Raw genomic sequence first — 11,654 nt, 5'->3', positions numbered from 1 at the left:
CCGGGCGAGGGAAGCACGAAAGACCATGTTGTTTTGATTCTTCGCTGACCGCGGGTCAGCCTTTGAAATCCGCGACGATCGTGCCCTCGTCCTTGCCGCAATCCCATTCGCGAACCGGCGTGCGCCATTCGCCGTATTTCGCCGCGAGATAATCCTCGACGCCCAGCGGTATTCTCAGGCGGCGCCCCTGATAGGCCACCGTGTCGAAACCCGCGTAATGCCGTTCGTCGACCGACATGATGCGGTCCTTGGCCACCCAGCTCACGCGCCCGGCGGCGGAGTACTTGGCAAAGATGTCGAGCCGCGGCCAGCCGCGGCCGAACACGAGATGTCGCTTGGCGATCTTCAGGATGCGCGTCTGGCCGGCACGCCAGCCGTGCTCGGGGGCGTCGGCGGCGAAACGGCGGAGGGACAGGCGCCAGAACTTGAGGCGCAGCTCGAGGCGCCGCGCGAAATCCACCCGGGCAATGTCCGAGGCGGGTATCGAGATGTCGAGATCGTGATCCCAGGGGAGCAGATCGCCGTCACGCACCAAACCCAGCAGGGTGCCGCCTTCGAGGTGGTATGGAATATCGTGACGTTCGAGCAGGTCGACGACGTCGAAGAGCAGGCGACGGCCTGCCGCAATATCGAGGGGTGGCTCTTTGGCCATTCGCGCTCCTGCTCCGGGTCGCGCATTATAGAAGCCGGCTAGCAGTCGAAGGTGACGTCGTTGTGACGCCCGAATGCGGTGTGCGGGTGTCACGCAACGGTCTTGTCCCGCCGCGAGCATGCCGCTGCCGCCCCCTTGGGTACGTCGATTGCCCTCGCGAGCCCTTTGGCGCACCCGCGCCGCGCGGGGCTGCCCATGACCACCACCGCCGTCTACTTCGTCGCCTCGCCGCTGCAGCTGCTCGCCGCGCGCCAGATCGCGGCCACGCACGAGCGTGGCGCGCGCCAGGTGCTGGTCTGGTACAAGCGCGGCGTCGGCCCGCTGGTCGAGGCCGACGACTGGGACGGCGCGGCCTACATGCCCTGGCCACGCTGGGAGCCGCTGCCCGGCGCCTTCGGCGCGCACCGCCGGCTGCTGGCCAACCTGGACGCGGTGGCGGCGCTGGTCGGCCGCTGCGACACGCTGCACCTGCACAGCGCGGTCTTCGACACCGAGGCCGTCAACTACTTCCTGCGTGCGCTGCCGGCGCGTTGCGGCGCCAGCACGATGCACGCGCGCATCCTGCCCGACGGCGTCATCAGCATCCGCCGCTACCCGCTGACCGCGGGCAAACGCGCGCTGCAGCAACTGCGTCACCTGCGCCGCCTGGCCGCGCCCGAGCTGCGCTACTGGACCTTCGGCGGCGACCGCATCGGCTCGGACGCGCCGTTCTGCGACCGCGTCTACGTGCTGCCCGGCCTGCCGCACGAGTATCCGGCGCACAAGGTGGTGACGCTGGCGCCGCTGGTCGCGCCGGTGGGCGACGCCGGCTGCGCGGTGCGCCGCGCGCTCGTCGTCGGCCAGCCGCTGCAGGGCGCCGGCCTGGCCGACGCCGGCGAGCGCGACCGCATCGCCGCGGCGATGCAGCACTGGCTGCAGGACGCCGGCATCCACGAGGTCGACTACAAGGGCCACCCCAAGGACCCGGCGCGCGAGCTGCTGCAGCCCGACTGGCACGTGCTCGAGCTCGACCAGCCGCTGGAGACCTACATGCAGCACGAGCCCTACGCCGCCGTGCTCGGCGTGCGCTCGTCGGCGCTGCTGTTCGCGCGCCAGATCTACGGCCCGGCGGTGCCGGTGCTGGCCTTCGGCTGGGAGCGGCTGCGCTTCAAGTCCAGGGGCGAGCGCGAGGACATGTCGCGCGCCTTCGGCGAACTGGGCGTGACGCTGCTGCCGGCATGACGCCTCCGAACGCGCCGCACACCCTCGTCGTCCACCACCGCAGCGGCATCGGCGACCTGGTCTGGCACCTGCCCTACCTGCGCGCCATTGCCGCGACCAGCCGCGACGGCCGCATCGTGCTGATGGCCCGGCCCTCGTCGCGCGCCGCCGACCTGCTGGCCGGCGAGACCTGCATCGCCGAAGTCATCGAATTCGACCACCGGCCGCGCGCTTCGGAGCGCCGCCGCGGCCGCCACGACTCGCTCGCCGCGCAATGGGCGCTGGTCGGCGAACTGCGCCGGCAGCGCTTCGACCGCGTGCTGATCTTCGCCTCGCGCCCGCGCTACGGCGTGCTCGCCTGGCTGGCCGGCATCCCGCGCCGTGCCGGCTTCGGCTTCTCGGCCACCGAGCGGCTGTGGCTGAACGAGCCGCCGTACATCCGGCCGCACAGCGGCGCCGGCAACTGGGTCTACCCGGAAGCGACCGCCTTCGCCGTCGCTCAGGGTTTCGTCGACGGGCCGCGGCTGCCGCGGCTGGCCGTGCGCCCGGACGCGCTGCAAGCGGCTTCGCGCTGGCTGGCCGGGCTGCCGGCGCCGGTGGCGATGTCGATCGGCTCGTCCGAGCCGCGCAAGCACTGGGGCGACGCGCGCTACGCGGCGCTGGCCGCGGCGCTGGCCGCCGACGGCCACGGCGTCGTGCTGGTCGGCGGCCCGGCCGAGGCTGACAGCGGGGCGCGCATCGTCGACGGCGTGCCGGCGGCGCTGCGCGCGCGCGTGCGCGCGCTCACCCAGCCCTCGGTGCAGCTCAGCGCGGCGGTGCTGCGCCAGGCCCGCCTGTGCGTCGGCAACGACACCGGGGTGCTCAACATCGCCGCCGCCGTCGAGACCCCGGCACTCGGGCTGTTCGGCGCCACGCCGCCACTGCGCCACGACCCGCTGCTGCAGGCGCTCGAAGGCCAGGGCATGGAGGCGATCGAGGTCCACGCCGTCACCGCCCGCGTGCGCTCGATGCTCGACACTGCGCAGGCCGCCGCCTCCTGATTCACCACCCGCCCCGCCCGGGGTGCTGCCGATGCCCAACGTCCTCTTCTCGACCACGCGCCAGTGGAACCCCGGCGACGAGTTCATCCTGATGGGTTGCCTGAACGCGCTGCGCGCCGCCGGCCTGGACTTCAACCCCGTCATCTTCAACCGCAACCCGCAGATCCGGCGCGCCAAACGTTTCGACCCGGTGTCGCTGCTGCAGCGCCGCTTCGGCGAAGGCCGGCGCCAGGCCTTCCTCGACAACTCGTTCAAGGACTCGATGTCGCTGGACTGGGTGGACCTCGTCGTCTTCGCCGGCTCGCCCGAGTGGCACGGGCGCCGGCTGGAGCCGCTGTACGAGGCGCTGGCGCGCAGCGGCACGCCGACGGCCTTTCTCGGCCTGGGCACCGTCAAGCCCTTCCGCTTCGACCGCGAGCACTTCAGCGAGGCCGAGACCACGGTGCTGAAGGCCGCGCGCCTGATCGCCTGCCGCGACACGCTCACGACGGCCTCGCTGGCGCCGCTGCCGGTGCGCCAGATGATCTGCCCGGCCCTGCTGGCCGCGCCGCACGAGCGCCGCCGCGACGCCGTGCAGCGCATCGCGCTGATCTACGGCCACCCGCTGGCCGCGCGCCACAACAACGTCGCCGAGGGCACGCACGCCTTTCTCGTCGCGCTGTACCGCGCGCTGATCGAGCGCCTGGGCACGCGCCACGAGTTCGAGTTCGTCGCCCACTACGTCGACGAGCTGCCGCTGTTCGAACGCGACTTCGCCGGCGCGACGATCCGCTACTCCTACGACGCACGCGACTACGTCGAGCTCTACGACCGCTACGACCTCGTCGTCGGCCACCGCGTGCACGGCGTCGGCCTGTCGGCTTCGCTGGGCGTGCCGGGCCTGTGCGTCGGCCACGACCGCCGCGGCGAGACGGCACGCGGCTTCGGCGCCGGGATGATCGAGGTCGGCGAGCCGGTCGACGGCGTCGTCGCGCGCGTCGAGCAGGCGATCGCCGAGGTCGGCGAGCGCAGCGCCGCGCTGCTGGAGCGCAAGGCGCGGCTGCGCGCCGACTACGTCGAGGCGCTGCGCGCCGCGGGGATCGACCGGCTGGGCTGAATCAGGCCGGCAGCCAGCGCCGCGGCCAGCGAGGGCGCGGTCGCGTCAGCCAGCGCGGCGTCGGCCGCGCCATCGGCGACGAGAACGACCCGGCCGACACCGGCCGCGCGTGCGGCCTCGGCGTCGCTGGGTTTGTCGCCGACCAGCACCGAGTCGGCCAGCGACAGCCCGAGCTCCTGCGCGGCGCGCAGGATCAAACCCGGCGCCGGCTTGCGGCAGCCGCAGTCGCGCGTGTAGGCCGCGACCGTGCCCTTGGGATGGTGCGGGCAGTGGTAGACGCCGGCCAGCGGCGCGCCGGCGGCGGCGAGCTCGGCCTTCATGCGCGCCGTCAGCGCCTCGTAGTCGGCCTCGCTGTAGTAGCCACGCGCGATGCCCGACTGGTTGGTGACGACCACCAGCCGCCAGCCGGCTTCGTGCAGGCGGCGCATCGCGTCGACCGCGCCGGGCACGAACTCGAAGTCCTGCCAGCGCCCGACGTAGCCGTGGTCGACGTTGACCACGCCGTCACGGTCGAGGAAGACGGCGCGTGCGCTCACGTTCCGGCGCGGATGCGCTCGACGAGCCGTGTCGTCGAGTAGCCGTCGACGAAAGGCAGCGCCAGCGACCTGCCGCCCCAGCCGCGCACGAGGCGCGTCTCTTCCAGCGTCTCGATGTCGTAGTCGCCGCCCTTGACGTAGACGTCGGGCCGCAGCTCGGCCAGCAGCGCCACCGGCGTGCGTTCGTCGAACCAGGTGACGAGCGACACCGACTCCAGTGCGGCGAGCACCAGCGCGCGGTCTTCCTCGCGGTTCAGCGGCCGGTCGGGACCCTTGCCCAGGCTTCGTGCCGAGACGTCGCTGTTGACCGCGACGATCAGCGAGCCGCCGAGCGCCCGCGCCCGCTCCAGATAGCTGACGTGACCGCGGTGCAGCACGTCGAAGACGCCGTTGGTGAACACCCAGGGCCGCGGCAACGCCGCCAGGCGCGCCGGAGCGTCGGCGCGGGCGCAGAGCTTGTCAATGAAGCTCATGCAAACAGCTCGTCGTAGCCGACGCTCGCGGTGCCGAAGCGGCCGACGACGATGCCGCCGGCGCGGTTGGCCCAGGGCATCGCGTCGCTCGCCGGCAGGCCGGCGGCGATCAGCGCGGCCATCGTCGCGATGACGGTGTCGCCGGCGCCGGTAACGTCGAAGACCTCGCGCGCGTCGGCGTCGACGTGGCGCTCGCCCTGGGCGTCGTACAGCGTCATGCCCTCTTCCGAACGCGTCAGCAGCAGCGCCGCCAGACCCAGGCGCTCGCGCAGCGCGCGGGCGCGTTCGCGCAGCTCGTCCTCGCTGGCCCACTGGCCGACGACCTGCGCCAGCTCGGCGCGGTTGGGCGTGATCAGGTCGGCACCGGCATAACGCGAGAAGTCGCTGCCCTTGGGGTCGACGAGCACCGGCTTGCCGGCCTCGCGCGCCATCGTGATCATGCGACCGACGTGGGCCAGACCGCCCTTGCCGTAGTCGGAGAACAGCACCGCGTCGTGGCCGGGCAGCTCGCGCTCGAAGTCGTCGAGCAGCTGCGCCAGCACCTCGTGCGTCGGCTGGTTCTCGAAGTCGATGCGCACCAGCTGCTGCTGGCGGCCGATGACCCGCAGCTTGACGATGGTGCGCAGCTGGGCGTCGGCGCCGAGCACGGCGCGCACGTCCTGGGCCTCGAGCAGCGTGCGCAGCTTGCGCGCCGGCTCGTCGTCGCCGACGACGGTCAGCAGCGTCGCCTGCGCGCCGAGCGCACGCACGTTCAGCGCGACGTTGGCCGCCCCGCCCAGGCGCTCCTCCTCGCGGTTGACACGCACCACCGGCACCGGCGCCTCGGGCGAGATGCGGTCCACGGCGCCGTGCCAGTAGCGGTCGAGCATGACGTCGCCGACGACGAGCACGCGGCGTGCGGCCAGCGCCTCGCGCGTCGGGCGCGGCCAGCCAGGGGTCCCGCTCATGCCAGCCCCAGCTTCTGTTCGACCAGCCCGCACAGCGTGTGGCCGATCAGGATGTGCGCTTCCTGGATGCGCGCGGTCGTCGTGCTCGGCACGACGATCGCCTGGTCGCAGCGCGTGCGCAGCGCACCGCCGTCGCGGCCCAGCAGGCCGATCGTCGTGAGGCCCAGTTCACGCGCGGCGTCCACCGCGCGCAGCACGTTGGCCGAGTTGCCCGAGGTCGAGAGGCCCAGCAGCACGTCGCCGGCGCGCCCCAGCGCGCGCACCGGACGCGAGAACACCTCGTCGAAGGCGTAGTCGTTGGCGATGCTGGTCAGCGCCGAGGTGTCGGTGGTCAGGGCGATCGCCGCCAGCGGGCGGCGGTCGCGGATGAAGCGGCCCGTCAGCTCGGCGGCGATGTGCTGGCTGTCGGCGGCCGAGCCGCCGTTGCCGCAGATCAGCAGCTTGCCGCCGGCGGCCAGTGCGCGCGCGATCGTCTCGCCGGCACGCTCCACCTCGGCCTCGAGCGCGTCGAGCTGCACGAACAGCGCGCGGTGCTCGGCCAGGTTGTGGGCAAAAACGGAAGTCATCGAGAGAAATCACCATCTCGCCGCGGGGCGGCGGCGACGGCGACTATAGCCGGCGCCCCCCACCCGGCGGGGTGCCGCGGCGCAAGCACTCGCCCCGCGCGGGGCACCGCTCGGAGGCGCCCGGCGGAGGGATGCGCCAGGCCCGCCGGCGCCGAAAAAATGCGCCCGTGCACCGTCGGCATGGGGCCGGCGGGCCACGACGGCACCTGGTGCCGAGGGAGCCCTTCATGAAGCGATTCCTGCGTCCCGTCGCCGCGCTGCTGTTCGCGGCCTTCGCCTTCAACGCCCACGCCGCGGTCGACGCCAACCAGGCCAGCCAGGCCGAGCTGGAAACGGTCAAGGGCATCGGCCCGGGCCTGTCGGCCAAGATCCTCGAGGCGCGCAAGGCCGGCGCGTTCAAGAGCTGGGCCGACATGGTCGACCGGGTGCCGGGCATCGGCAGCGGCAACGCGGCGCGTTTTTCGCAGGCCGGGCTGACGGTGGCCGGTGCCGCCTGGGCCGGCGGCGATGCTCAGCCCGCCAAGGCGGAGAAGGCAGCGAAGGCGGCGAAATGAAGGCCGGCCGCGTGGTCGCCAGCCGGCCGCGTGCGGGCCGGCCACGCCGGTACGACTTCAGTCGCGACGCTCGTCCCGGCGTTCTTCGCGCCGGTCCTCGCGCCGGTCTTCCCGGCGCTCTTCCTGGCGCTCTTCCTGGCGCTCATCTCGACGATCTTCTCGCCGCTCTTCGCGCGCCTCGCTGACGGGATCGTCGCGCCGGTCCTCGCGGCGGTCCTCGCGTCGATCTTCGCGGCGGTCCTCACGACGCTCGTGTCCGTCCAGCGCCACCAGGGTCGCCCGCGCCGTCGGCGGTGCGGCGGAGGGCTCTGCGGCCGCCACGGTCCCGGCGGCGAACGGGGTGATCAAGGCCAGCAGCAGGGCCGGCGTGCGACGATTCTTCTTCATCTCGGGATCCTCGTATCGATCGGATGCGGGGATCCTGCACGCTGCGGCGGGTGCCGCCCGTCAGCGCAGGCCGTGCTCGCGCGTCCGACGGGTCCGACCCGGCGCCGATTGCCGATCAGCGCCCGGGGCCGCGTTGATCGTCACGGTGCCCCGGCGGGCCACGGTGGTCGTCGTGCGGGCCGGGAGGCCCGCGACGGTCGTCGCGCCGGTCGTCGCGCCGGTCGTCGCGGCGGTCGTCGCGGCGGTCGTGGCGCACCTCGTGCACCGGCATCACGTGGCTGCGGTACCAGCGGTGGTCGACGAAGTACACCGGCGTGCCACAGGCGCGGTAGCGGCTGCAGTAGCGCCGCCAGTTCTTGCGGTGCTCCATCGGAACCCAGAGGTAGACCGGCTCCGGCGCCACGACGACCGGCCGGCCGATGATCACCGGCTGCGGCACGATGACCGCCGGTTGCGGGAAGCGGCCGATGTCCACGCGGCCATAGACGCCCGGCTGGCTGATCTCGACCGACACGCCGACATTGGTGGCGTGGGCGGCGGCGCCGGCCAGCGCCAGGACGCCCAGGCACGCGCTCGCGATCGTCTTTCTCATCGGGTCTCCAGAAAGTGGTTCACGAGATCACAACGCCAGCGGCGCAGCGCCGGATGTCAGACAAGGCCGTGCGAAACAAACCCTTTCACTCGTAGACGATGGCCGCCCGCCCCTGTTCGGCGATCGTCTTCCAGCGCGCCAGCGCCTCGTCGCAGGGCCAGAAGCGGGCGTCGCTGCCGAGATCGAGTTCGGCAACCGCCGTCGCGCGCCGCAGCTTCAGCCGGACCGCCAGGCCCTGGCTGGTCTCGCCTTCTTCGCTCTCCACGCGGCGTGCCGGCCAGAGCTTCAGCACGTCGGCCACCGGCGGCAGGCCGCCGTTGAGCTCGACCGACAGGTAGCGGCCGAAACGTGCCCGCGCCGTCGCCAGGTCCCAGATCTGCTGGGCATTCAGCCGCAGGCCGCCGGAGAAGCGGTCGGGCTGCAGCTTGCCGACGACGATGACCAGTTCGTCCTCGCGCAGCAGCTCGCGGCTGGCGTCCAGCAGCTCCTCGTTGGCCACCGCCTCGATGGCCTCGCTGCCGTCGTCGAGCTTGAAGATCGCGACCCGGCCACGCTGGCCGTTGATGACCCGCAGCTCGGAGACGATGCCGGCCACCGACTGCGGCTCGCGCGAGTCGACGAGCTCGACGATGTCGCGGCGCACGAACTTGCGCACCTCGTCGCGGCAGGCGTCGAACAGGTGGCCCGACAGGTAGAAGCCGATCGCCACCTTCTCCTGCATCAGCCGCTCGCGCACCGACCAGGTCTCGACCGCCGCCAGCGCCGGCTCCTGCGTGCTCGAGCCGTGCGCGTCGCCGAAGTCGAACAGCCCGCACTGGTTGGCGTTCGCCGCCTGCGTGTCGGCCCATTCGAAGGCCAGGCTGACGCTGGCCAGCGTCGCGGCCCGGTCGGGGTGCAGCGAGTCGAAGGCGCCGGCCTTGATCAGCGCCTCGACGACACGCTTGTTGACACGCTGGCGGTCGACCCGCGCGCAGAAGTCGAACAGGCTGCGGAACGGCCCGCCGCCGTCGCCCGAGCGCCCTTCACGCGCCGCGACGATGGCCTCGATCGCGCCGGCGCCGGTGCCCTTGACCGCGCCCAGGCCGTAGCGGATGCGTTTGTCCTCGATCGGCTCGAAACGCAGCGTGCCGGTGTTGACGTCGGGCGGATCGAAGCGGATGCCGAAGAGTTTGGCGTCGGCCAGCAGCACCTTCAGCTTGTCGGTGTTGTCGGCTTCGATCGTCATGTTGGCCGCGAAGAACTCGGCCGTGCAGTGCACCTTGATCCAGGCCGTGTGATAGGCCAGCAGCGAGTACGCCGCGGCGTGCGACTTGTTGAAGCCGTAGCCGGCGAACTTCTCCATCAAGTCGAAGACCTCGTCGGCCTTCGCTTCGGGGATGTTCTTCTTGGCCGCACCCTCGCGGAAGATGGCGCGGTGCTGGGCCATCTCCTCGGCCTTCTTCTTGCCCATCGCGCGGCGAAGCAAGTCGGCGCCGCCGAGCGAGTAGCCGCCCAGCACCTGCGCCGTCTGCATCACCTGTTCCTGGTAGACCATGACGCCGTAGGTCTCGCCGAGCACGGTCTCCAGCAGCGGGTGCGGGTACTCGACCGTCTCCTTGCCGTGCTTGCGCGCGACAAAGGTCGGGATCAGGTCCATCGGGCCCGGGCGATACAGCGCGTTCAGCGCGATCAGGTCTTCCAGCCGGCTGGGCTTGGCCTCGCGCAGCATGCCCTGCATGCCGCGTGATTCGAACTGGAACACCGCCTCGGTCAGGCCGTCGGAGAAGAGCTTGTAGACGCGCTGGTCGTCCAGCGGCAGCGTCTCGTAGCTGAAGTCCTTGCGCTCGGGGCGGCGCGCGACGATGTACTGGCGCGCCAGCTCCAGGATCGTCAGCGTCGCCAGGCCCAGAAAGTCGAACTTCACGAGGCCGATGGCTTCGACGTCGTCCTTGTCGTACTGGCTGACCGCGCTGTCGCTGCCGGGCTGCTGGTACAGCGGGCAGAAGTCGGTGATCTTGCCCGGCGCGATCAGCACGCCGCCGGCGTGCATGCCGATGTTGCGCACCATGCCTTCGACACGCGTGGCCAGCGACAGCAGCTCGGCCACCTCTTCCTCGGCGGCCTCGCGGCGGTCGATCTCGGGCTCTTCCTGGCGCGCGTAGATGATGCCCGGGTCGGGTTTCTCGGGCACCTTGGCCAGCGTCACCGTCTTGCCCGGCGGCGCCGGGATCAGCTTGGCGATGCTGTCGACGTGGCCGTAGCCCATGCCCAGCACGCGGCCGACGTCGCGCAGTGCGGCCTTCGCCGCCATCGTGCCGAAGGTCGCGATCTGGCCGACGGCGTCGCGCCCGTACTTCTCCTTCACGTACCGGATCACGCGGTCGCGGTTGCCCTGGCAGAAGTCGATGTCGAAGTCGGGCATCGACACGCGTTCCGGGTTCAGGAAACGCTCGAACAGCAGTTTGTACTGCAGCGGGTCGAGGTCGGTGATGAACAGCGCGTAGGCGACCAGCGAGCCCGCGCCCGAACCCCGTCCCGGGCCGACCGGGCAGCCGTTGGCCTTGGCCCAGACGATGAAGTCCGAGACGATCAGGAAGTAGCCCGGGAAGCCCATCTTCAGGATGGTGTTGAGCTCGAACTCCAGGCGTTCGACGTACTCGGGGCGGCGCTTGTCGCGCTCCTCCTCCTTCGGGAACAGCGCCGCCAGACGCTTTTCCAGGCCTTCGTGCGAGGCCTTGCGGAAGTAGACCTCGATCGGCGAGCCGTCGGGCGTCGGGAAGTCGGGCAGGCGCGGCTTGCCCAGCACCAGCGTCAGGTTGCAGCGGCGCGCGATCTCGACCGTGTTCGCGAGTGCACTCGGCACGTCGGCGAACAAGGCCTGCATCTGCTCGGCGGTCTTGAAGTGCTGCTCGCGCGTGAAACGCTTGATGCGCTTGGGGTTGGCCAGCGTCTCGCCTTCGGCGATGCAGACCCGCGCCTCGTGGGCCTCGAAGTCCTCGGGACCGAGGAACTGGATCGGATGCGTCGCGACGACCGGCAGCCCCAGGCGCGCGGCCAGCGGCACCGCGGCGCGTACCTGGGCCTCGTGGGTCGGCAGGCCGGCGCGCTGCAGCTCCAGGTAGAAGCGGCCCGGGAAGATGTCGGCCAGCTCGCGTGCGACGGTGGCGGCACGTTCGGTGTCGCCGGCCAGCAGCGCCTGGCCGACGGCGCCCATGTCGGCGCCGGACATCGCGATCAGTCCGCCGGAGAGCTCGCGCAGCCATTCCCACTTCAGCCAGGCCTGGTTGCGCTGGACGTTCTGGGTCCAGGCGCGCGCCAGCAGCTCGCACAGGTTGAGGTAGCCGCCGCGGTCCTGCACGAGCAGCGCCAGGCGCGTCGGCTGGCGCTCGGCGGCGTCGGCGAGCGGGTCCATCCAGACGTCGACGCCGACGATGGGCTTGACGCCGGCGCCGCGGCAGGCCTTGTAGAACTTGATCGCGCCGAAGAGGTTGGACAGGTCGGTGATGGCCAGCGCCGGCTGGCCGTCGGCCTTGGCGGCGTCGGCCGCGTCGTCGATGCGCAAGGTGCCGTCGACGACGGAATATTCGGTGTGCGTGCGCAGGTGAACGAAGGGCATGCGGGGATTGTAGGGA

General features: G+C 71.7%; 12 protein-coding genes. 4 read left to right on the top strand and 8 right to left on the bottom strand.

What is annotated here, in order from left to right; all coding sequences use genetic code 11:
• Positions 1–55 precede the first annotated feature (55 nt).
• Positions 56–652 (bottom strand): LicD family protein, encoded by a 597-nt coding sequence (locus EV684_RS12420; RefSeq protein ID WP_165908477.1) that lies wholly within the window; start codon positions 650–652, stop codon positions 56–58.
• A gap of 195 nt (positions 653–847) precedes the next feature.
• On the opposite strand from EV684_RS12420, the gene EV684_RS12415 reads away from it, so the two are divergent.
• Genes EV684_RS12415 through EV684_RS12405 form a run of 3 tightly spaced genes read left to right on the top strand, consistent with a single transcriptional unit; the run spans position 848 to position 3,988 of the window.
• Entirely contained in the window at positions 848–1,873 is a 1,026-nt protein-coding gene (locus tag EV684_RS12415; RefSeq protein WP_132647598.1) for a polysialyltransferase family glycosyltransferase, read from the top strand.
• Positions 1,870–2,892 (top strand): glycosyltransferase family 9 protein, encoded by a 1,023-nt coding sequence (locus EV684_RS12410; RefSeq protein WP_132647597.1) that lies wholly within the window; start codon positions 1,870–1,872, stop codon positions 2,890–2,892. The genes EV684_RS12415 and EV684_RS12410 overlap by 4 nt, the downstream gene beginning before the upstream one ends.
• Before the next feature lie 31 nt (positions 2,893–2,923).
• A complete protein-coding gene (locus tag EV684_RS12405) occupies positions 2,924–3,988 on the top strand; it encodes a polysaccharide pyruvyl transferase family protein (RefSeq protein WP_132647596.1) in 1,065 nt (354 codons plus the stop codon).
• Here EV684_RS12405 and gmhB read toward each other — a convergent pair.
• The 4 genes from gmhB to EV684_RS12385 are packed head-to-tail and all read right to left on the bottom strand — an operon-like array spanning position 3,943 to position 6,510.
• Positions 3,943–4,524, bottom strand: coding sequence for a D-glycero-beta-D-manno-heptose 1,7-bisphosphate 7-phosphatase (gene gmhB / locus EV684_RS12400; RefSeq protein ID WP_014427585.1), 582 nt, complete (start codon positions 4,522–4,524; stop codon positions 3,943–3,945). The two genes, EV684_RS12405 and gmhB, sit on opposite strands and share 46 nt — an antisense overlap.
• Positions 4,521–4,997: an adenylyltransferase/cytidyltransferase family protein gene (locus tag EV684_RS12395; RefSeq protein ID WP_132647595.1), complete on the bottom strand. Its 477-nt coding sequence runs from the start codon at positions 4,995–4,997 to the stop codon at positions 4,521–4,523. The genes gmhB and EV684_RS12395 overlap by 4 nt, the downstream gene beginning before the upstream one ends.
• Complete coding sequence (rfaE1, locus tag EV684_RS12390) at positions 4,994–5,944, bottom strand: D-glycero-beta-D-manno-heptose-7-phosphate kinase (RefSeq protein WP_132647594.1); 951 nt, start codon at positions 5,942–5,944, stop codon at positions 4,994–4,996. Before rfaE1 ends, EV684_RS12395 begins: the two co-directional genes overlap by 4 nt.
• Complete coding sequence (locus EV684_RS12385; RefSeq protein ID WP_132647593.1) at positions 5,941–6,510, bottom strand: D-sedoheptulose-7-phosphate isomerase; 570 nt, start codon at positions 6,508–6,510, stop codon at positions 5,941–5,943. The genes rfaE1 and EV684_RS12385 overlap by 4 nt, the downstream gene beginning before the upstream one ends.
• A 227-nt stretch (positions 6,511–6,737) precedes the next feature.
• On the opposite strand from EV684_RS12385, the gene EV684_RS12380 reads away from it, so the two are divergent.
• Positions 6,738–7,064: a ComEA family DNA-binding protein gene (locus tag EV684_RS12380; protein WP_132647592.1), complete on the top strand. Its 327-nt coding sequence runs from the start codon at positions 6,738–6,740 to the stop codon at positions 7,062–7,064.
• A 57-nt stretch (positions 7,065–7,121) separates the two neighbouring features.
• On the opposite strand, the gene EV684_RS24015 is transcribed toward EV684_RS12380, so the two are convergent.
• From EV684_RS24015 to dnaE, 3 genes are all read right to left on the bottom strand, one after another.
• Positions 7,122–7,451: a hypothetical protein gene (locus EV684_RS24015; protein ID WP_165908476.1), complete on the bottom strand. Its 330-nt coding sequence runs from the start codon at positions 7,449–7,451 to the stop codon at positions 7,122–7,124.
• A gap of 115 nt (positions 7,452–7,566) precedes the next feature.
• Complete coding sequence (locus EV684_RS12370) at positions 7,567–8,043, bottom strand: hypothetical protein (RefSeq protein WP_132647591.1); 477 nt, start codon at positions 8,041–8,043, stop codon at positions 7,567–7,569.
• Positions 8,044–8,128: 85 nt separating this feature from the next.
• Entirely contained in the window at positions 8,129–11,638 is a 3,510-nt protein-coding gene (gene dnaE / locus EV684_RS12365; RefSeq protein ID WP_132647590.1) for a DNA polymerase III subunit alpha, read from the bottom strand.
• Positions 11,639–11,654: the final 16 nt, after the last annotated feature.

This window comes from Rubrivivax gelatinosus (assembly GCF_004340905.1).
Taxonomy (GTDB): Bacteria; Pseudomonadota; Gammaproteobacteria; order Burkholderiales; family Burkholderiaceae_C; genus Rubrivivax; species Rubrivivax gelatinosus.
Note: the sequence above shows the minus strand (reverse complement) of the source record. Positions and strands in the feature narration are given on the sequence as shown.

Bases quoted from the DNA above. Each gene is read 5' to 3' on its own strand.
- dnaE (WP_132647590.1), bottom strand. From the start codon at position 11,638: ATGCCCTTCGTTCACCTGCGCACGCACACCGAATATTCCGTCGTCGAC.
- EV684_RS24015 (WP_165908476.1), bottom strand. From the start codon at position 7,451: ATGAAGAAGAATCGTCGCACGCCGGCCCTGCTGCTGGCCTTGATCACC.
- EV684_RS12410 (WP_132647597.1), top strand. From the start codon at position 1,870: ATGACGCCTCCGAACGCGCCGCACACCCTCGTCGTCCACCACCGCAGC.
- EV684_RS12380 (WP_132647592.1), top strand. From the start codon at position 6,738: ATGAAGCGATTCCTGCGTCCCGTCGCCGCGCTGCTGTTCGCGGCCTTC.
- EV684_RS12395 (WP_132647595.1), bottom strand. From the start codon at position 4,997: ATGAGCTTCATTGACAAGCTCTGCGCCCGCGCCGACGCTCCGGCGCGC.
- EV684_RS12420 (WP_165908477.1), bottom strand. From the start codon at position 652: ATGGCCAAAGAGCCACCCCTCGATATTGCGGCAGGCCGTCGCCTGCTC.
- EV684_RS12415 (WP_132647598.1), top strand. From the start codon at position 848: ATGACCACCACCGCCGTCTACTTCGTCGCCTCGCCGCTGCAGCTGCTC.
- EV684_RS12405 (WP_132647596.1), top strand. From the start codon at position 2,924: ATGCCCAACGTCCTCTTCTCGACCACGCGCCAGTGGAACCCCGGCGAC.
- rfaE1 (WP_132647594.1), bottom strand. From the start codon at position 5,944: ATGAGCGGGACCCCTGGCTGGCCGCGCCCGACGCGCGAGGCGCTGGCC.
- EV684_RS12385 (WP_132647593.1), bottom strand. From the start codon at position 6,510: ATGACTTCCGTTTTTGCCCACAACCTGGCCGAGCACCGCGCGCTGTTC.
- EV684_RS12370 (WP_132647591.1), bottom strand. From the start codon at position 8,043: ATGAGAAAGACGATCGCGAGCGCGTGCCTGGGCGTCCTGGCGCTGGCC.